This is a genomic window from Streptomyces sp. NPDC086777, assembly GCF_040702065.1.
Taxonomy (GTDB): Bacteria; Actinomycetota; Actinomycetes; order Streptomycetales; family Streptomycetaceae; genus Streptomyces.
In genome coordinates this window covers 334,661-353,904 of record NZ_JBFBJI010000003.1, presented here as the reverse complement: position 1 = coordinate 353,904, position 19,244 = coordinate 334,661, and the positions used below count along the sequence as shown (strand labels likewise).

15 protein-coding genes and 1 pseudogene are annotated in these 19,244 nt (G+C 71.3%); 7 read left to right on the top strand and 9 right to left on the bottom strand.

The window, feature by feature from the left end; genetic code table 11:
• Window positions 1-225: 225 nt before the first annotated feature.
• Entirely contained in the window at window positions 226-2,064 is a 1,839-nt protein-coding gene (locus tag AB0472_RS06555) for an NHL domain-containing thioredoxin family protein (RefSeq protein ID WP_366353916.1), read from the bottom strand.
• A gap of 118 nt (window positions 2,065-2,182) precedes the next feature.
• Here AB0472_RS06555 and AB0472_RS06550 point away from each other — a divergent pair, with 118 nt between their 5' ends.
• Entirely contained in the window at window positions 2,183-2,677 is a 495-nt protein-coding gene (locus tag AB0472_RS06550) for an LURP-one-related family protein (protein ID WP_366353914.1), read from the top strand.
• 4 nt (window positions 2,678-2,681) lie between these two features.
• On the opposite strand, the gene AB0472_RS06545 is transcribed toward AB0472_RS06550, so the two are convergent.
• Entirely contained in the window at window positions 2,682-3,479 is a 798-nt protein-coding gene (locus AB0472_RS06545) for a carbon-nitrogen family hydrolase (RefSeq protein ID WP_366353912.1), read from the bottom strand.
• 182 nt (window positions 3,480-3,661) lie between these two features.
• Here AB0472_RS06545 and AB0472_RS06540 point away from each other — a divergent pair, with 182 nt between their 5' ends.
• A complete protein-coding gene (locus AB0472_RS06540; protein ID WP_366353910.1) occupies window positions 3,662-4,486 on the top strand; it encodes a maleylpyruvate isomerase family mycothiol-dependent enzyme in 825 nt (274 codons plus the stop codon).
• Between the two features lie 114 nt (window positions 4,487-4,600).
• A complete protein-coding gene (locus AB0472_RS06535) occupies window positions 4,601-5,365 on the top strand; it encodes a class I SAM-dependent methyltransferase (protein ID WP_366353908.1) in 765 nt (254 codons plus the stop codon).
• Window positions 5,366-5,510: 145 nt separating this feature from the next.
• Here AB0472_RS06535 and AB0472_RS06530 read toward each other — a convergent pair whose 3' ends face one another.
• Window positions 5,511-6,812, bottom strand: a complete 1,302-nt coding sequence (locus tag AB0472_RS06530; protein WP_366353906.1) for an MFS transporter — start codon at window positions 6,810-6,812, stop codon at window positions 5,511-5,513.
• On the bottom strand, window positions 6,809-7,459 hold the full coding sequence (locus AB0472_RS06525; protein ID WP_366353904.1) for a GntR family transcriptional regulator: 651 nt from the start codon (window positions 7,457-7,459) through the stop codon (window positions 6,809-6,811). The genes AB0472_RS06530 and AB0472_RS06525 overlap by 4 nt, the downstream gene beginning before the upstream one ends.
• A 197-nt stretch (window positions 7,460-7,656) precedes the next feature.
• On the opposite strand from AB0472_RS06525, the gene AB0472_RS06520 reads away from it, so the two are divergent.
• Window positions 7,657-8,556 carry a D-alanyl-D-alanine carboxypeptidase gene (locus AB0472_RS06520; protein WP_366353902.1) on the top strand — a complete coding sequence of 300 codons (900 nt, stop codon included), beginning with the start codon at window positions 7,657-7,659 and terminating at the stop codon, window positions 8,554-8,556.
• 59 nt (window positions 8,557-8,615) lie between these two features.
• Here AB0472_RS06520 and AB0472_RS06515 read toward each other — a convergent pair whose 3' ends face one another.
• A complete protein-coding gene (locus AB0472_RS06515) occupies window positions 8,616-9,335 on the bottom strand; it encodes a hypothetical protein (protein WP_366354082.1) in 720 nt (239 codons plus the stop codon).
• A 75-nt stretch (window positions 9,336-9,410) separates the two neighbouring features.
• Between AB0472_RS06515 and AB0472_RS06510 the strand changes: the two are divergent.
• A pseudogene (locus AB0472_RS06510) lies at window positions 9,411-10,143 on the top strand (DNA-binding protein); the annotation flags it as partial.
• 151 nt (window positions 10,144-10,294) lie between these two features.
• Here AB0472_RS06510 and AB0472_RS06505 read toward each other — a convergent pair.
• Genes AB0472_RS06505 through pdhA form a run of 3 tightly spaced genes read right to left on the bottom strand, consistent with a single transcriptional unit; the run spans window position 10,295 to window position 13,909 of the window.
• Entirely contained in the window at window positions 10,295-11,713 is a 1,419-nt protein-coding gene (locus AB0472_RS06505) for a dihydrolipoamide acetyltransferase family protein (protein WP_366353900.1), read from the bottom strand.
• 10 nt (window positions 11,714-11,723) lie between these two features.
• Window positions 11,724-12,704 (bottom strand): alpha-ketoacid dehydrogenase subunit beta, encoded by a 981-nt coding sequence (locus AB0472_RS06500; protein ID WP_366353899.1) that lies wholly within the window; start codon window positions 12,702-12,704, stop codon window positions 11,724-11,726.
• 2 nt (window positions 12,705-12,706) lie between these two features.
• On the bottom strand, window positions 12,707-13,909 hold the full coding sequence (pdhA, locus tag AB0472_RS06495) for a pyruvate dehydrogenase (acetyl-transferring) E1 component subunit alpha (protein ID WP_366353897.1): 1,203 nt from the start codon (window positions 13,907-13,909) through the stop codon (window positions 12,707-12,709).
• A gap of 556 nt (window positions 13,910-14,465) precedes the next feature.
• Between pdhA and AB0472_RS06490 the strand changes: the two genes are divergently transcribed.
• Window positions 14,466-15,482 carry a phosphotransferase gene (locus AB0472_RS06490; protein ID WP_366353895.1) on the top strand — a complete coding sequence of 339 codons (1,017 nt, stop codon included), beginning with the start codon at window positions 14,466-14,468 and terminating at the stop codon, window positions 15,480-15,482.
• A 75-nt stretch (window positions 15,483-15,557) separates the two neighbouring features.
• Here the strand turns inward: AB0472_RS06490 and AB0472_RS06485 are convergent, their stop codons facing one another.
• Window positions 15,558-17,144 carry a protein kinase gene (locus AB0472_RS06485; protein WP_366353894.1) on the bottom strand — a complete coding sequence of 529 codons (1,587 nt, stop codon included), beginning with the start codon at window positions 17,142-17,144 and terminating at the stop codon, window positions 15,558-15,560.
• Window positions 17,145-17,462: 318 nt separating this feature from the next.
• Between AB0472_RS06485 and AB0472_RS06480 the strand changes: the two genes are divergently transcribed.
• A complete protein-coding gene (locus AB0472_RS06480) occupies window positions 17,463-19,118 on the top strand; it encodes a protein kinase (RefSeq protein ID WP_366353892.1) in 1,656 nt (551 codons plus the stop codon).
• Window positions 19,119-19,244 lie beyond the last annotated feature (126 nt).

Here is a 19,244-nt window from a genome sequence, read left to right as displayed (position 1 = left end):
CCGGAAGATCGGCTTCCCGGGCGACAGACCCTGACCCGCCGTCCTGATCCCGGCCCACAACGAGCAGGAACGTATCTCCGCCGCGATGGTGGGGGCGGTCACGACGCTGCTGGCGGCCGGGGTCGCGGTGATCAAGCTGGTTCCGCGGCGGCGGTAGCGGGTCGGCCGGCCGTGTGCGGGCCGCGGGTGCGTGGGGGGCTGATCACGCAGCTCCCCACGCCCCTTTCAGGGACGCTGATCCATCCCGGCGAGAATCAGCGGAAGCCGGTCCACCCCACCCTCCGTGATCCGCACCGGCACCCCCCAGTCCTGCTGGTGCACATGGCAGGCCGGGTACCCTCCCCCAGTCTGCGACCGGGAGGTGCCCCCAGCCTCGTCGTCGTCACAGGACGCGGCCATCGCCGAGACGTGCAGGACGCCTTCGGTCACCGCCGGGTTCAGGTCCAGCTCTCTCGACAGGTCGGTGTCGGCACCCTCCCCCTCGAGCAGCAGCTCCGGCGGGGTCGAGGAGACCAGCAGCCGGGTCGACGGGCCGTACCGGGTGTCCAGCTTCTGGCCCGCCGGGGCCTGGAAGACCACGTCCAGCCGGAGCCTGCCCGGAGCCACCTCGGTCGCCGCGCGCCGGGTGCGGTGGGCGACCGACTCCACCCGGACCGCCTCCTCGGGCAGCCGCAGCCGGGTCAGCCGGTGCCGCGCCGACTCGACGACCACGATCTGGTCGCCGGCCAGCACCGCGCCGCTGGGCTCCCGCAGGTCCGTCGCCAGGGTGGTGACCTCGCCGGTCACCGGGTCGTAGCGGCGCAGCGCGTGGTTGTAGGTGTCGGAGACCGCGACGGAGCCGTCGGGCAGGGCCGTGACACCCAGCGGGTGCTGCAGGAGCGCCTGTCCGGCGGCGCCGTCCCGGTGGCCGAAGTCGAAGAGACCGGTGCCGACGGCCGTGTGGACCTGCCCGTCCGGGTCGACCCAGCGCAGGGCGCTGGTCTCGGAGTCGGCGAGCCAGAGCCGGTCGGCCGTCGCCGCGAGGCCGGAGGGCTGCGCGAACCACGCCTCGGCGGCCGGCCCGTCCACCAGCCCCTCGTTGGTGGTACCGGCGGCGACCGCGACCGTCCCGGTCTCCGGGTCGTACGTCCACAGCTGGTGCACGCCGGCCATGGCGATCCACACCTTGCCGCCGAAGACCGCCACGTCCCAGGGGGAGGACAGGTCGATCTCACGGGCCGGGCCGGCGGTCGGGGAGCCCCGCCACCACTGCCGGCCGGTGCCGGCCAGCGTGCTCACCGCACCGGTGGCCGGGTCGAGGCGGCGCAGCGCGTGGTTCACGGTGTCGGCGACGACCACCGAGCCGTCGTCGAGCAGCGCGAGGCCCTGCGGCTCGTTGAAGGCGGCGGTGTCCGCCGGACCGTCGGCGAAGCCGCGGGTGCCGGAACCGATCCGCCGGACCACCGTCTCCGCGTCCTCCGCCAGCTCCACCAGCTGGTGCCGGGTGGTGTCGCTGACCAGGAAGTTCCCCGACGGCAGCAGGAGCGCCTTGCCGGGGAAGCGCAGGTCGGTCGGCTCGGGCTCCGGCGCCACGTACGGCCCGTCACCGCGCCGCAGCGTGCCCTTCGCCTCGTGCTCCGCCTCCAGCTCCTCGACCAGCCGCGCGATGGCGTGCGCGTGCCCCTCGCCGGCGTGCTGGGCGACGACGTACCCCTCCGGATCGATCACGACCAGCGTCGGCCAGGCCCGGACCGCGTACTGCTTCCAGGTCGCGAGCTCCGGGTCGTCCAGCACCGGGTGCTCCACGCCGTACCGCTCCACGGCGTCGACGACCGCCTCGTGCTCCGCCTCGTGCACGAACTTCGGCGAGTGCACCCCGACGATCACCACCGTGTCCCGATGCCGCTCCTCCAGCTCACGCAGCTCGTCGAGGACGTGCAGGCAGTTGATACAGCAGAAGGTCCAGAAGTCCAGGACGACGATGCGTCCTCGCAGCTCAGCCAGGGTGTACTGCTTGTCACCTGTGTTCAGCCAGCCACCCCTGCCGATCAGCTCGGGGGCGCGGACACGTACGCGTTTCGCCATGATTCAAGCCAACCACACGCGTCCCGGACGCTATTCCGCGCTCCTGGCCACAGCGTGCGCTCAGCCCCTCGGGCTACCGGCGGCGTTTCGGGGTGGTGGGGTGGGAAGGGGTACGGGTATGAGATTCATGGTGCGCGACCGGCTCCTCGGGTTCGGGGAGGACTACTGGATCGAGGACGAGCACGGCGACAAGGTCTTCCTCGTCGACGGCAAGGCCATGCGGGTGCGCGACACGTTCGAGCTGAAGGACCGGCACGGGCGCGTGCTCGTCGACTTCCACCAGAAGATGTTCGCCCTGCGCGACACGATGGTGATCGAACGCGAGGGCGAGCCGCTGGCGACCATCAGGCGCAAGCGGCTGTCGCTGCTGCGCAACCACTACCGGGTGCGGCTGGCCGAGGGCACCGAACTGGACGTCAGCGGCAAGATCCTCGACCGGGAGTTCGCCGTCGAGTACGACGGCGAACTGCTGGCGGTGATCTCCCGGCGCTGGCTGCATGTGCGGGAGACCTACGGCGTCGACGTCGTGCGGGACGACGCGGACCCGGCGCTGCTGATCGCGGTGGCGGTGTGCGTGATCCACCTCGCCGACAAGGAACGGGACGGGGAGTAGCGGGTCAGCGGTGACGCGGCGGGGCCAGGCCGAGGAGGCGGTCCTTGAGGGCCGGGAACTGTTCGCGGGTCGCGGCGACCCTGGCCGGGTCGAGGTCGACGGTGAGGATCTCCTCGCCGGCGCCCGCCGCGGCCAGCACCTCGCCCCACGGATCGACCACGATCGAGTGACCGGCCTGCGGAACTCCGGCGTGCGTCCCGGCCGTTCCACACGCGAGCACGAACGCCTGGTTCTCGACCGCCCGCGCCTGGGCCAGCAGCGTCCAGTGCGCGCGTCGCCGCTCGGGCCAGCCCGCCGAGACCACCAGCGTCTCGGCGCCGGCGTCGACGAGTCCGCGGAAGAGTTCGGGGAAACGGAGGTCGTAGCAGGTGGCCACGCCGAGTGTGGTCCCGGGCAGCCGGACCGTCACCAGCTCCTGTCCGGCGCTCATCAGCACCGCCTCGCCCTTGTCGAAGCCGAAGCGGTGGATCTTGCGGTAGGCCGCGGCCAGCTCACCGGCGGGGGAGAAGACGAGCGTCGTGTTGTAGAGGGGGCCGTCCGGGTCCCGCTCGGGGATCGAGCCGGCGTGCAGCCAGACGCCCGCGTCGCTCGCCGCCTTCGCCATCGCCTCGTACGTCGGGCCTTCGAGCGGCTCGGCCTCGGCGGCGAACTCCTCGTAGGCGAACGCGCCCGTCGTCCACAGCTCGGGCAGTACGACGAGATCGGCGTCCGCCTGCTCGCGTACCAGTGCGGTCACGCGCTGCCGACGAGATTCGACCGATTCGCCCTCGTTTACGTCGATCTGGATGAGCGAGGCGCGCACACTACCACCGTCCTGGCATTCGAGCCGTCCACACGGGCCTACGATCGTCACACGAAAGCACTGCCGGGGTGCCTCACAGCAGCGTAACTTAGCGTTTCAAGACACCCGCCGACAGCAGCCACCTCCCGCTGGCAGCGCCGCCATCACCTGCCCGAGTACCGACCGCCGAGGGGTCCCGTTCCGTGAGTCTGCATCCCACCCTCCAGCCCTACGCCGACGCTTGGACCCACTCCATCGAAGCGATATCCGAGCTGGTGACGCCGCTTGTCGAGGGCGAGTGGAACCGGCGGACCCCGTGCCCGGGCTGGTCGGTGCGGGACGTGGTCTCCCACGTCATCGGCCTGGACTGCGAGATGCTCGGCGACCCGCGCCCCATCCACACCCTGCCGCGCGACCTCTTCCACGTCACCAACGACCAGCAGCGCTACATGGAGATGCAGGTCGACGTCCGCCGCCACCACACCGCGCCGGAGATGACCTCCGAGCTGGAGTACGTGATCATCCGCCGCAACCGCCAGCTGCGGAACGAGTCGCGGGACCCGGGCGCCAAGGTCCGTGGCCCGCTCGGCAGCGAGCTCACCCTCGAGGAGTCGATGCGCGGCCACGCGTTCAACGTGTGGGTGCACGAGCAGGATCTGCGGGCCGCCCTCGGGCGCCCCGGCAACCTCGACTCCCCCGGCGCGCACATCGCCCGTGACGTGCTGCTCGCCGAGCTGCCCGCCGTCGTCGCCGAGAAGGCGAACGCACCGCGCAGCTCCGCGATCGTCCTGGACGTGCACGGTCCCGTCGAGTTCATGCGCACCATCCGCGTCGACATCCAGGGCCGCGGCACCCTCGAAACGGCCCCCGCCCTCGGCCCCGCCGCCACCTTCACCCTCGACTGGGAGACCTACGTCCGCCTGGCCTGCGGCCGCACCACCCCGGACGCGGTCGCGGACCGGGTGAAGGCGGAGGGCGAACCGGAGCTGACGGCGGCGATCCTGCGCAACTTCGCGGTCACGCCGTAGGTCACTCGGCAGATCACGCGGTAGGTCACGCGGTAAGAATCCGGATAGAGGCGGGAGCACGGTGCGCCGGTAATTCGGTGCCCCGCGGGGGCGTTACGACCTATCTTTCCCGGCATGACCTCTGCCACCGCGCCCCAGGACGACCTCCCGCCCCGCCTCACCCGGCTCACCTTCCACGGCCCGCTCTCCGAGGCCCGTGCGACCGCGATGGTGCGGCGCCTCGCGGGTCCGCGGCCCGGCAGCGTGCTGGACATCGGCTGTGGCTGGGGCGAGTTGATGCTCCGGCTGCTGGCGGCCGTGCCGCAGGCGCGCGGCGTCGGAGTGGACGTGAGCGCGGCCGACCTGGAGCGGGGGCGGCGGGCCGCCGGGGAGCGGGGGCTGGCCGGCCGGGTGGAGTTCGCCGAGGAGTCGGCGGTGGGCACCGGCCGGGGCCCGGCCGACGTGGTGCTGTGCCTCGGAGCGAGCCAGGCGCTGGGCGACGATCTGGTGCCGGCCCTGCGGGAGCTGCGGCGGCTGGTGGCCGACGGCGGGCGGGTCCTGCTCGGGGAGGGTTTCTGGCAGCGCACGCCGACCGAGGCGGAGCTGGCCGGGATGTGGCCGGGCGCCTCGGCCGCCGACCACCACGGCCTGGGCGCCCTGGTGGACCTCGCGGTGGCCGCCGGTTTCCGCCCGGAGTGGATCGAGACGGCGAGCGCGCAGGAGTGGGAGGAGTTCGAGTCGGCCTACCAGGCGGACACGGAGGTGTGGCTGGCGGCCAACCCCGCTCATCCCCTCGCGACGGAGACCCGGTCCCGCCTGGACGCCCACCGCGCGGCCTGGCTGACGTACCGCGGCGTACTGGGACTGGCCTACCTGACCCTCGTGCCGACGGCGGCCTGACCCGCACCGGGAGAGCCGCCGGGGGGAGGCCGTACAGGAGAGCGGCGCACGGGAGGCCGCCGACGGCGACCGTCCCCTGGTCGCCGCATCTCCCGGTCCACCGCGCACGGATGGTGCGCGGAAGGGTAGGAGGCCCAGGCGAGGCCTAGGCGGGGACGTGCACCGTCTCCACCCGGCTCGCCACCAGCCGTTCCCGCTCCCGCCGGACCGCCCGTCCCCGCAACCGCAGGATCTGGCTCACTCCCAGCGCCTGCAGCACGAACACGCACGAGAAGGCCACCGTGTAGTTGTCACCGGTGGCGTCCAGCAGCACCCCCACCGCGAACAGCGTCGTCATCGAGGCGGTGAAACCACCCATGTTGGTGATCCCGGACGCGGTCCCCTGTCGCTCGGGCGGGTTGGCGGGCCGCGCGAAGTCGAAGCCGATCATCGACGCCGGCCCGCACGCGCCCAGCACCGCGCACAGCACCACCAGCAGCCACATCGGCGCACGGTCCGCGGGGTAGACCAGCGTCGCCGCCCACACCACGGCCGTCGCCCCGACCGTGCCCAGCACCAGCGGCAGCCGCGCCGTGTGGTGGCGGGCGACGATCTGGCCGTAGACGAGGCCGATCACCATGTTGGAGAGGACGACCAGGGTCAGCAGTTCACCGGCGGTGGCGCGGCTGAGCCCCTGTGCCTGGACCAGGAAGGGCAGCCCCCACAGCAGCAGGAACACCATCGCGGGGAACTGGGTGGTGAAGTGCACCCACAGCCCCAGCCTGGTGCCCGGCTCCCGCCAGGACGCGGCGATCTGCTTGCGTACGTACCCCGCCCCCTGGTGCGGGAAGGGCGCCGGCTCGTACCCCTCGGGGTGGTCCTTGAGGAGGCACAGGACGAGGACCAGCACGACCACACCGGCGAACGCGCTGCCCGCGAACGCCGGGGTCCAGCCGATGCCGTGCAGCAGCCGGGCCAGCACCAGCGTGGAGACGAGGTTGCCCGCCATGCCGGCGAGACCGGCGAGCTGGGCGACGAGCGGCCCGCGCCGGGCCGGGAACCAGCGGGTGCCGAGCCGCAGCACGCTGATGAACGTCATCGCGTCGCCGCAGCCCAGCAGCGCGCGCGAGGCGAGCGCGGTGCCGTAGGACGGGGAGAAGGCGAAGCCCAGCTGCCCGGCGGTGAACAGCACGGCGCCGATGGACAGCACCTTCTTCGTGCCGAGGCGGTCGACCAGCAGGCCGACGGGTATCTGCATGCCGGCGTAGACCAGCAGCTGGAGTATGGAGAACGTGGACAGCTCCGAGGCGCCCACGTGGAAGCGTTCGGCCGCGTCGAGGCCGGCGACCCCGAGGGACGTACGGAAGATGACGGCGACGAAGTAGACCGAGACGCCTATGCTCCAGATCACCACGGCCCGGCGGCCGCCCGGCGGGTCACCGGGCAGCGACACGCTGTCGCGGCTCATCGGACCTCACCCCGCGCGAGGTGGGCGAACCAGTCCACGTGCCGGTGCACGAGGTCGACCGCGCGCTCGGCGTCCCCGGCGCGCAGCGCGTCCAGGATCTCCTCGTGCTCGGTCAGCGACTTGGCGATGCGGTCGGGGTGCGCGTGCATGATCGCGACGCCCATCCGCAGCTGGCGGTCGCGCAGCTGGTCGTAGAGGCGGGAGAGGATCTCGTTGCCGCCGTCGCGGACGATCGCGGCGTGGAAGCAGCGGTCGGTGACGGCCGCGGCGGCCAGGTCACCGGCGGCGGCCTCCGCCTTCTGCCGGTCGAGCAGTTCCTGGAGCCGGGCCACCAGCCCCGCCGACGCCGGTACGGCCTTGCGCACCGCGTGCTCCTCGACCAGCATCCGGGTCTCCACCACGTCCGCGATCTCCTGCGCGGAGACCGGCAGCACCATGGCGCCCTTCTTGGGGTAGAGCTTGATCAGACCCTCCACCTCGAGCCGCAGCAGCGCTTCCCGTACCGGGGTGCGGGAGACTCCCACGGCCTCGGCGAGCTCGCCCTCGGTGAGGAGCGTGCCGCCCTCGTAGTGGCGGTCCAGGACGCCCTGCTTGACATGGGAGTAGACACGGTCGGCGGCGGGGGGCTGCTTGACGGCCAGGCTCATGCCCACAGCTTAGATACAACACGTACGCAAGCGGCACGGACGTCCACCATCCGGACGTGATGTAAATCGCTCTCAGCGGCTGCACAACCATCTGTGCTACTTACGTGTCACACACGTGCGGCCCCATTCGCTTCGGCACCCCCAACTCGGCCGCACGCCAGGGGCATTACGACTCGACTCGACTCGGGGTATTTCAGTTGATTACCGGTATTAAGGGCACTCGCCTCCGCAAGGCCGCCGCCGTCGCCGTCACGTCCGGCGCGCTGCTGGCGACCGGGGCCCTCACCGCGGCGCCCGCGCAGGCCGTCACCACGCCCTCGATCGTGGCCAAGGGCGGCTACGTCATGAACAACGCGAACGCCAAGACGCTGTACACCAAGGCTGCGGACACCAAGCTGTCGACCGGTTCGACCACGAAGGTCATGACCGCCAAGGTCGTGCTCGCGCAGTCGAACCTGAACCTCGACAAGAAGGTCACGATCCAGAAGGCGTACAGCGACTACGTCGTCGCCAACAACGCCTCCCAGGCGCACCTGATCGTCGGCGACAAGGTCACCGTCCGCCAGCTGCTCTACGGGCTGATGCTGCCCTCCGGCTGCGACGCCGCCTACGCGCTCGCGGACACGTACGGCTCGGGCACCACCCGCGCCAAGCGCGTCGCCAACTTCATCTCCAAGATGAACACCGCCGCGAAGAACCTGGGCCTGACCCACACCCACTTCGACTCCTTCGACGGCATCGGCAACGGCAACAACTACTCGACGCCGCGCGACCTGACGAAGATCGCCAGCAGCGCGATGAAGAACTCCACGTTCCGCACGGTCGTCAAGACGAAGAAGTACACCGCGAAGACGATCACCAAGACCGGTTCCACCCGCACCATGGGTGCCTGGACCAACACCAACACGCTGCTCAGCAGCTACAGCGGCGCCATCGGCATCAAGACCGGCTCCGGCCCCGAGGCCAAGTACTGCCTGGTCTTCGCCGCGACCCGCAACGGCAAGACGGTCATCGGCACCGTCCTCGCCTCCTCCTCGATCACCCAGCGCGCGACGGACGCCACGAAGCTCCTGAACTACGGCTTCACGAAGGTCTGAACCGCCGGGACCTGACCCGAGAAAGGCCCGCCGCAACCCGTGCGGCGGGCCTTTGCCGTTCAACCGTGCCCGACATCGAGGTGGCAGCACACGAAGTCACGCCGCAGAGCGACGGCAGCGTCCTGGTTCTCGCCATGGCGACCGGGAAAACCGACCATCGCCTTCTCCTTCGACCCGAACGCGTCGAAGAGAGCCAGTCGCCCGTCCCGGGGAAAGATCTCGTCATCCCATTGAATGTGGAACAGGACGGGGGCGGTTGTCCGTCCGGCGTCCGTCACGACGCGTTCCGGGGCAACAAGGCCGCTGTGCAGGGCCGGGGTCTGACTGAGGCCGAACATGCCCAGGACCGCGCAGCGGAGCCGGTCACCCGGGGCAGCCGCACACGCCTGCCAGTCCTCGGCCATCCGGTCGAGAACGACGGCGATCCCTTCTTCGACCACACGGGACCGATACTCCGTGACGCTCAACAGACCGGGAACCCGGTCACCGTGATACGGCCCGTCGCGCGCCAGAGCGGCAATGCCCCGTGCGGCGAACCAACGGGCCAGGCTGACGATGCGCTCACTTCGCTCGTGCCCGCTGCCACCGTGCCCCCAGCAGGACCAGGGGAGGGGGCCGGAGGAGAGGGACGCGGACGGCAGCCAGAGCACGCCCGGAACAGCGCCGGCCCGCCTGTCCAGAAGAGACGTCCGCTCTACGGCGCTGCCGTCAACAACGCGACGGTCGCCCCACTCGATTGCCGAGCCGGGGTCCACGCCCGGCGTGCGGAGAGTGCTCATACCTGGGAGCGCCCTGCGGACATCACGAACGATGTCCAGGCCGACGGAGAGACCCGGATCACTGACCCGTCCGCGTCCCTGACCGGAGGTTACGGTCTCAGCGTTCCCGCAGGTAGGGACTGGCGCCGAGACCTGAATGTCCTCTCTCCAAGGTCTCATCCTCCTCGTCAACGCCTGCACCAAGCCCGCCTGCGCCCCCTTCAAGCAGTGGGTCGCCGAAGTCATCGAGACCGTGCAGCGAGACGGGTCTTACACCCTCGAGAAGGCCGAGGTACAGCCGACCGAACCGGGTGCGCCCATCGCGTACGCCATGCCGGAGCAGGTCGCGGATGCCATCGTCCGGCTTGAGGCGCACAACCTTCAGCTGGACGAGCGGCCCGCAAACGGGCAGCGCGAGTCGGTCGAGTTGCAGCGAGAGATGCCGGCCAGGCAGAAGGCCACGTTGGCCGTACAGCAGGCCATGGTCCGCGCGATGGAACGCATCGCGGACCGGCTCGACGTCCTCGTCCTCGACCGTCGTACGCCCCCGGACAGTCCCGCGGGCCTGCCGACGACCGAGTCCGTACTCGCCGACTGGCGACGGCGGTTGTCCGTGACCGAGGACGTATGGACGGTGGCCGTCGTGATCGCCCCTGTCCTGGTCGAGAAGGGTGAGCTGAGCGAGCGGCTCGAATCGATCGCCGCGCGTGCCGGCCTGACGGTGCACCGCGTCAACGAGTGTCTCCGGCTGCTGCGCAAGCACGCCTGCATTCGCTCGCGGGGCGGGGCGGAGGACGGGGCGCCGGTCTATGTGCTCAACCAGCACTGAGAGTTGCGAAGGAAAGGGAGTGGGCGGTCGCAATCCGAAGTTGCGGCCGCCCACTCTCAGGCTGTGTCCCTCAGGCCTGGTGTGTCCGCGAGACCGTAAGCAGAACTTACGGTCTCAGTGTTCACGCTTGTCAGAGAAGGGCGAGCAGGCCTCACGCCCAGGTGATCAGCCTCTTCGGCTGCTCCAGGATCGCCGCGATGTCCGCCAGGACCTTGGAGCCCAGCTCGCCGTCGACCAGGCGGTGGTCGAAGCTCAGCGCCAGCGTGGTGACCTGACGGGGCTTCACCTTGCCCTTGTGGACCCACGGCTGGAGCTTGATCGCGCCGACGGCGAGGATCGCCGCCTCGCCCGGGTTGAGGATCGGCGTGCCCGTGTCGATGCCGAAGACGCCGACGTTGGTGATGGTCACCGTGCCGCCCTGCATCGCGGCGGGTGACGTCCGGCCGTCCCGGGCCGTGGACACCAGTTCACCGAGGGACTCGGCCAGCTGCGGCAGCGTCTTCTCGTGGGCGTCCTTGATGTTCGGCACGATCAGGCCGCGCGGGGTGGCCGCGGCGATGCCCAGGTTGACGTAGTGCTTGAGCACGATCTCCTGGTTCGCCTCGTCCCAGGACGCGTTGATGTCCGGGTTGCGCCTGATGGCGACCAGCAGGGCCTTGGCGATGAGGAGGAGGGGGTTGACCCGGAGGCCCTGCAGGTCCTTGTCCTGCTTCAGCTCCTCCACCAGCCTCATCGTGCGGGTCACGTCCACCGTCACGAACTCCGTGACGTGCGGGGCCGTGAACGCCGAGCCCACCATCGCCGCCGCCGTCGCCCTGCGGACCCCCTTGACGGGGATGCGGGTCTCGCGGGCGGTGCCGGCAGAGGCGGCGGCCGGGGTCACGGCGGCCTCGGGTGCCGCCGGCCGGGGCACGGCCGCCGGCGCCGGCACCGCCGCGTGCACGTCGTCACGCGTGATGATGCCGTCCGGGCCGGACGGGATCACCGTGGCCAGGTCGACGCCGAGGTCCTTGGCGAGCTTGCGCACCGGCGGCTTGGCCAGCGGGCGGGTGCGCTCCTCCGCCACGGCCGGGGCAGGGGCGGGGGCAGGGGTGGCGACCGGGGCCGGGCCGTGGCCGTTCAGCTCCTGCTGGACCGCCGCCTGGACCGCCGCCTCGGCGGCCGTGGTCTCCGGGCCCTTGCGCGGGCGGCGCTTGGTGGAGGAGGCGGCCACGCCGTAGCCGACGAGGACCGGCTGGCGGCCCTCCGGCTTCTTCTCGGGCTCCGGGGCCGGTGCCGGGGCCGCGGCCGGCTCCTCGGCCGGCGCGCCGCCCGACACGTCGACCGCGATGATCGCCGTGCCCACGTCCACCGTGGTGCCCTCGGCGAAGCGCAGCTCGCGGACCACGCCGTCGTAGGGGATGGGGAGTTCGACGGCCGCCTTCGCCGTCTCGACCTCGCACACCACCTGGCCGTCGGTGACCGTGTCGCCGGGCTGGACGTACCACTTGAGGATCTCCGCCTCGGTGAGCCCCTCGCCCACGTCCGGCATCTTGAACTCGCGTACGGACGCTTCCGTCATCGTCGTCACGACCCTCTCCTCAGTACGCCAGGGCACGGTCGACGGCGTCGAGCACCCGGTCCAGGCCCGGAAGGTACTCCTCCTCCAGGCGGGCCGGCGGGTAGGGGGCGTGGTAGCCGCCGACCCTGAGGACCGGGGCCTCCAGGTGGTAGAAGCAGCGCTCGGTGATGCGGGCGGCGATCTCCGCGCCCGATCCGAAGAACACCGGCGCCTCGTGGACCACGACCAGCCGGCGGGTCTTCTCGACCGAGGCCTGGACCGAGTCGAAGTCCAGCGGGGAGACCGACCGCAGGTCCAGGACCTCCAGGGACTTGCCCTCCTCGGCGGCCGCGGCGGCGGCCTCCTGGCAGAGCTTCACCATCGGGCCGTAGGCGGCGAGGGTGAGGTCGGTGCCCTCGCGGACCACCCGGGCCTTGTGCAGCGGGCCCGGGATGGCCTCCGTGTTGACCTCGCCCTTGTCCCAGTAGCGGCGCTTGGGCTCGAAGAAGATCACCGGGTCGTCGCTCTGGATGGCCTGCTGCATCATCCAGTAGGCGTCCGAGGAGTCGGACGGGGAGACGATCTTGAGTCCGGCCACGTGCGCGAAGAGCGCCTCGGGGGACTCGGAGTGGTGCTCGACCGCGCCGATGCCGCCGCCGTAGGGGATGCGGACGACGACCGGCATCTTGACCTTGCCCAGCGAGCGGGCGTGCATCTTCGCCAGCTGGGTGACGATCTGGTCGTACGCCGGGAAGACGAAGCCGTCGAACTGGATCTCCACCACCGGGCGGTAGCCGCGCAGGGCGAGACCGATCGCGGTGCCGACGATGCCGGACTCCGCGAGGGGGGTGTCGATGACGCGGCTGTCGCCGAAGTCCTTCTGCAGGCCGTCGGTGACCCGGAAGACACCGCCGAGCTTGCCGACGTCCTCCCCCATGACGAGGACCTTGGGGTCCGACTCCAGGGCGCGGCGCAGCGACTCATTGATCGCCTTGGCCAGAGCCATCTTCTCCGCTGCCATGGTCAGGCCCCCTCTACGTCCGCGAACGACGCCTGGTAGGCGGCGAACTGGGCTCGCTCCTCGTCGACGAGCGCGTGCCCGTCGGCGTACACGTTCTCGAAGATGGCGAAGTTGTCCGGGTCCGGCATGGCCCGTACCGCTTCGCGCACCCGCCTGCCCAACGCCTCGGACTCGGCCTCGAGTTCCGCGAAGAATCCCTCGTCCGCGTGGTGTGCGGCCTCCAGGTAGCGGCGCAGGCGCAGGATCGGGTCCTTGGCCTCCCAGGCCAGCCGCTCGTCGTCGCCCCGGTAACGGGTGGGGTCGTCGGAGGTGGTGTGGGCGCCCATCCGGTAGGTGAACGCCTCGACGAGCGTCGGGCCCTCGCCGCTGCGGGCGCGCTCCAGGGCCCACTTGGTGACCGCGAGGCAGGCCAGCACGTCGTTGCCGTCGACCCGGACGCCGGGGAAGCCGAAGCCCTGGGCGCGCTGGTAGAGCGGGACGCGGGTCTGCTTCTCGGTGGGCTCGGAGATCGCCCACTGGTTGTTCTGGCAGAAGAACACCACCGGGGCGTTGTAGACCGCGGCGAAGGTGAACGATTCGGCGACGTCTCCCTGGCTGGAGGCGCCGTCGCCGAAGTAGGCGATGACCGCCGAGTCCGCGCCGTCCTTGGCGACGCCCATCGCGTAGCCGGTGGCGTGCAGCGTCTGGGAGCCGATGACGATCGTGTAGAGGTGGAAGTTGTTGCTGTTGGGGTCCCAGCCGCCGTGGTTGACGCCGCGGAACATGCCCAGCAGGTTGGTCGGGTCGACCCCGCGGCACCAGGCGACGCCGTGCTCGCGGTAGGTCGGGAAGACGTAGTCGTCCTCGCGGGTGGCCCGCCCGGAGCCGATCTGGGCGGCCTCCTGGCCGAGCAGGGACGCCCACAGGCCCAGTTCGCCCTGCCGCTGCAGGGCGGTGGCCTCGGCGTCGAAGCGGCGGGTGAGCACCATGTCGCGGTACAGACCGCGCAGCTCCTCGGGGGTGATCCCGGCGACGTACGCGTCGTACTCGGCGTTCTTGACCCGCTTGCCCTCGGGGGTCAGCAGCTGCACGAGCTCGGGTTCGGTGCTCTTCTTCGTCGTGGTGCGGCTGGTGGTGCGCTTGGTGCCGGTCTTGCTGCCGGTGGTACCGGCCTTGCCTGCGGCGCTGCGTCGCGGTGTGCCCGCGGCACTGCTGTCCACGCTCACGTGTGCTCCTCCGTCGGTCCGGCCCCCGGGGTTGCCGGGTGAACCAGTGCGGCTCACCTGCTTCCGACACCCGTGGCACGGGGTGTGTGCCACTCGGCCGGGAACAGGCGTGACAGGTGCCCCGGCGAGCGCCCTGCAACATGCACGTTACCCAGTGCCCCACATTTCTGTGAAACCCCTCCTGACCTGCGTTTTTGCTTGGAAATCCAAGTATTTTTTACTTGGGTTTCCTAGTAGGTCGACGCGGGCCGGAAGGTTGCTGGTCAGAGCCTTGCAGGAGGCCGGAGCTACGGCACGTTATCCCGCCGGCCGGGGCCACGGGAAGACATCGCGGTGTCCGGTCTGCTCACCGATGGCCGGGCGTGCGCCGAGTGCGGCGCCGCGACCCTACGCCCCCCGGTCCGCCCACGGGGGCCGTCTTTCGCACTTGCATTCGCCACCGCCCATCGCATGACCGAAAGCGACCATCGGCGACTGCCTGTGACAACGCCCAGCTCACAGCGCTGACGCGTGCCCTAGCATCTGCCGCGTGCCGCGCTTATCCGTACCACCCCTCGTGCCTCACGCGCCCCCGCTGGGCGCTCTGCTCCGGCGCTACGCCGCCGGTTCCGCGCTCGCCTGCGAGCCCGTCGAACAAGGTCTGCTCAACCACGGCTACCGCCTCTGCACCACCCGCGGCAGCTACTTCCTGAAGCACCACTTCGACCCCGACACCGCCGACCCGGCCGCCATCGAGCGGCGTCATCTGGCCACCCAGCGGCTGGCCGCCCTCGGCGTCCCGGTCGCGCCGCCCCTCACCGACCGCGACGGCCGTACGGTCGCCGTCGTCGGCGGCCACGCCTACGCGCTGCACCCCTGGATCGACGGCCGGCACCGGCACGGCGGACAGCTCACGCGCGCGGAGTGCGCGCGGCTCGGCGCGCTCCTCGGCGCCGTGCACGCCTGTCTGGAGCGCGTGATGCCACCCAAGGCGCGCACTCGCCCGGCAACCAGCCCGCACCCCGTGGAGAGCGCCGACCCCGCCGACACCTTCGCGCTCATCGACGACCTGCTCACCCACGTCAGCCGCCACCGCCCCGCCGACGCCTTCGACGAACTCGCCCGCCACCGGCTGCTCGAACGCCGCGCCCTCCTGGAGCAGCACGCCGCCCGGCGCCCGCCGCGCGGCGCCTCGGTGGGCTGGGTGCACGGCGACTTCCACCCGTTCAACCTGCTCTACAAGGACGACGCGCCCGCCGCGATCGTCGACTGGGACCGGCTGGGCGTGCAGCCCCGCGCGGAGGAGGCCGTACGCGCCGCCGCGATCTTCTTCGTGCGCCCGGCGGGAGCGCTCGACCTGCGGAAGGTGCGGGCGTACGCGCGGGCGTACCGGCGCGCGGCCGGGGCCACGCCGTCGGAGCTCGCGGCGGCCGTGCACCGCGTCTGGTGGGAACGGCTCAACGACTTCTGGATGCTGCGCTGGCACTACGAGCGCGGCGACACCCGTGCCGACCCCCAGTTCCCGGCCGCCTCGGCGCTCGCCGTGTGGTGGACCGGGGAGTACGACGCGGTGTGCGACGCGTTCGTGCGCTAGCCGCCGGCGGTCTTCGTGCCGTGGCCGCCACCGCTCGCCGGTGGCGGCCGGTCAGCCGAAGGGTGTCGGCGTCCTTCAACCACCGACACCGGTGCCGGCGATCGAGTTGCCGCCGGTGTCCGCGCCGCCGTCGCCCGTGCCGGTCGTGTCCGAGGGCGGGCTGTCAGGCGAGCTCGCGGTGTCCGTGGGCTGCGAGGCGCTCGCCGTGTCGCTCGGCTCGTTGCTCGGCTCGCTGCTCTGGGTCTGGGACTGGGTGTACGACGGGGTCTGCGACGGCGTGTAGTGGGAGTTGTCGTTGTTGCCCGAGCCGCTGTCGTCGGTCGCCGTGTCCGTGGCCGTGTCGCTGGCCTGGTCGGAGGGACTGGCGCTGGGCGTGTCGTCCTTGGTGGTCTGCGAGGCGGTCGGGGACTGCGACGCACCGCTGCCGCCGTCGCCGACGCCACCGCCCTTGTTGAGCGCCAGGGCGACACCCGCCGCGATGGCGATCACCGCGAGGACGGCCAGGATCCACAGCTTGCCGCGGCCGCTGCCCCTGTTGCCGTGCCCCTCGAAACCGCCCTCGTCGCCGGCCCCGTAGCCGCCCGGCAGGATCGGCTGCGGGATCTGCGTGGTTCCCGCGCCGGTCGCCGGGTGCGGCATCGCGGTCGTACCGGCGAAACCGGCCGCCGGGGTCTGCCGGCCGTCGTGCACCGTGACCGGACCGGTGTTCCAGGTGCCGGTGTGGCTGCCCTGGTCGTACAGCATCTGCAGGCCGTACTGGACCAGGCCGCGCATCTCCTCGGCGGTCTGGAAGCGGTCGTCGGGCTCCTTGGCGAGCGAGCGCATGACCAGCCCGTCCAGCTCCGGCGGGGCCGCGCCCTCGGAGCTCTGGGACGGCGGCACCGGGATGTCCTGGACGTGCTGGTAGACCACCGCGAGCGGGGTCTCGCCGATGAACGGGGGCCGCAGGGCGAGGAGTTCGTACAGCAGGCAGCCGGTGGCGTACAGGTCGGAGCGGTGGTCGACGGCCTTGCCGAGCGCCTGCTCCGGGGAGAGGTACTGGGGCGTGCCCATGACCATGCCGGTCTGCGTCATCGTCGTGGAGGCGCCGTGCAGCGCGCGGGCGATGCCGAAGTCCATCACCTTGACGGCGCCATTGTGCGTGATGATCACGTTGGCGGGCTTGATGTCGCGGTGCACGATGCCGTGCTGGTGCGAGTAGGCCAGCGCGTCGAGGACACCGGAGACGATGATCAGGGCCTGCTCGGGGCCCGGCGCCTCGGCGTTGATCAGCAGGTCGCGGATGGTGCGGCCCTCGACCAGCTCCATCACGATGTACGGCACGGACTGGCCGCCGACCACGTCCTCGCCGGAGTCGTACACCGCCACGATCGCGTGGTGGTTGAGCCCGGCGACCGACTGCGCCTCGCGCGTGAACCGGGCCTTGGAGACCGGGTCCTCGGCCAGATCGGCCCGGAGCAGCTTCACGGCCACGGTACGGCCGAGCCGTACGTCCTCGGCCGCGAACACCTCGGCCATGCCGCCCCGCCCGAGCCGGTGGGTCAGCCGGTAGCGGCCGTCGCCGACCAGGCCCTGGTTGCCCCACATCTCCGGCGCGTCTGACATGCCGCCGCCAGTCGCCTCGGGGTCGGACGGGCCCTGGGCGCTGTGCGTCTGTGCCATCGGTCCTCGCCGTCGTTTCTGCCCGCGGTGCGCGCGGTGTTGTCACGGTCTCCGTCGGCCACGCTACAGCCTCCGCGCTACCCGTCGGTCCGGGATCCGGCCCCTGGACGGACCGGCCATCAAACCCGTACCACTCGTCGTCGTGCAAATTCTGTGTACCGGACGTAGGGCACCTGTAACGCTTCCGCGGCTGTTCTTTCGCGTACGGTCACGGAACGGGCACCGCGCTTGACGTGTCGGTGCCCTCCGGCAGACTTGGCCGGGAATGGGACATTCGATCAACAAGGGTGCCCGAGTGCCGGGCGGGGGACGGGGAAAATGAGCCAGGACGGCACATACGGCCGTTACGCGGGGCGGGCTCTGGCGGGTGGCCGCTACCAGCTGCGCGACCTGCTCGGCGAGGGCGGCATGGCCTCCGTGCACCTGGCCTACGACTCGGTCCTGGACCGGCAGGTCGCGATCAAGACCCTGCACACCGAACTCGGCCGGGAACAGGCCTTCCGCGAGCGCTTCCGCCGCGAGGCCCAGGCAGTGGCCAAGCTCACGCACACCAACATCGTCTCCGTCTTCGACACCGGCGAGGACGCGCTCGACGGCATGACGATGCCGTACATCGTCATGGAGTACGTCGAGGGCCGCCCGCTCGGCTCGGTCCTGGACGAGGACATACGGCAGTACGGCGCGATGCCCGCCGACAAGGCGCTGAAGATCACCGCCGACGTGCTGGCCGCGCTGGAGATCAGCCACGAGATGGGGCTGGTCCACCGCGACATCAAGCCCGGCAACGTGATGACGACCAAGCGCGGCGTCGTCAAGGTGATGGACTTCGGCATCGCCCGCGCCATGCAGTCCGGGGTCACCTCGATGACCCAGACCGGGATGGTCGTCGGCACCCCGCAGTACCTCTCGCCCGAGCAGGCGCTGGGCCGGGGCGTGGACGCGCGCTCCGATCTCTACTCGGTCGGCATCATGCTGTTCCAGCTGGTCACCGGGCGGCTGCCGTTCGACGCGGACTCACCGCTGGCGATCGCCTACGCGCACGTCCAGGAAGAGCCGGTCGCTCCCTCCTCGGTCAACCGAGCCCTGCCCCCGGCCGTGGACGCGCTGGTCGCCCGCGCGCTGAAGAAGAACCCGAACGAGCGCTTCCCGACCGCCGAGTCCATGCGCGACGAGTGTCTGCGGGTCGCCGCCTCGCTGCAGCCGGCCGCGCCCAGCATCGTCCCGGGCATCGCGCCGGCACAGAGCGGCGCCGGGGTCGGCTCCGCGGTGTTCCCGCCGGTCGGCGAGCCGCCGCAGGCGCCTCCCGGTCCGCTGCAGACGCCGTACCAGCCTCCGGCCGCGCATCCCTACGGGACCGGGGGTCCCGCACCCGCCTACGGCTATCCGCAGCAGGCGGGCTACCAGACCCCGGCCGGGTACGCCCAGCCGGCGCCGTCGACCCCGCCGCCGTACAACATCACCCCCCAGGGGCCGTCCACCGGCGCCGGCAGCGGCGGCGGTGGCGGCGGGAAGAGCAACCGGCCGGTGGTCATCGGGTCGATCGCGGTGTCGCTCGTCGCGGTGATCGGCCTGGTCGTGGCACTGGCGCTGAACACCGGCGGCGATGACGACAGCGGCGGCAGCAGGGGCGGCAGCGGGGGCGGCAGCGCGAGTGCCGCGGCCTCGCACGCCTCGGGCTACCGCGGGCCCGACACCTCGAAGACCGTCGACACGACCGAGTGCACCGAACCGCAGGAGTCCTACGACGACCCGGACAAGATCCAGGTCCCGGACTTCAAGTTCAAGTACATCAAGTCGGTCAAGGAGTGCTTCCAGGCCGCCGGCTGGCGAATGAAGATCGTCTCCGTGGACGAGGACACGTACGGCGACGGCGCGGTCATGGCACAGTTCCCGTCCGCCGGTACGGATGTCGACCCGCAGGACGTGCCGACCATCGAGCTCAGGGTGTCGACGGGCAACCCGGCGACGGGCTGAGGCGGGGGCCGCCGACACGGGGCACCCCGACGCGGAACGCTCTGACGACGTGGCGGGTGCTGTTCATGGAGCGCTCCGACATGACGGCCGCTCTTTGAAGCGCTCCGCCGTGCACGACGCGGTAGA

What these genes read in the sequence shown, in the direction of transcription:
- AB0472_RS06555 (WP_366353916.1), bottom strand. Translation starts at nt 2,064, where the DNA reads ATGGCGAAACGCGTACGTGTCCGCGCCCCCGAGCTGATCGGCAGGGGT.
- AB0472_RS06485 (WP_366353894.1), bottom strand. Translation starts at nt 17,144, where the DNA reads ATGGCACAGACGCACAGCGCCCAGGGCCCGTCCGACCCCGAGGCGACT.
- AB0472_RS06525 (WP_366353904.1), bottom strand. Translation starts at nt 7,459, where the DNA reads ATGAGCCTGGCCGTCAAGCAGCCCCCCGCCGCCGACCGTGTCTACTCC.
- AB0472_RS06480 (WP_366353892.1), top strand. Translation starts at nt 17,463, where the DNA reads ATGAGCCAGGACGGCACATACGGCCGTTACGCGGGGCGGGCTCTGGCG.
- AB0472_RS06550 (WP_366353914.1), top strand. Translation starts at nt 2,183, where the DNA reads ATGAGATTCATGGTGCGCGACCGGCTCCTCGGGTTCGGGGAGGACTAC.
- AB0472_RS06500 (WP_366353899.1), bottom strand. Translation starts at nt 12,704, where the DNA reads ATGGCAGCGGAGAAGATGGCTCTGGCCAAGGCGATCAATGAGTCGCTG.
- AB0472_RS06530 (WP_366353906.1), bottom strand. Translation starts at nt 6,812, where the DNA reads ATGAGCCGCGACAGCGTGTCGCTGCCCGGTGACCCGCCGGGCGGCCGC.
- AB0472_RS06535 (WP_366353908.1), top strand. Translation starts at nt 4,601, where the DNA reads ATGACCTCTGCCACCGCGCCCCAGGACGACCTCCCGCCCCGCCTCACC.
- AB0472_RS06515 (WP_366354082.1), bottom strand. Translation starts at nt 9,335, where the DNA reads ATGAGCACTCTCCGCACGCCGGGCGTGGACCCCGGCTCGGCAATCGAG.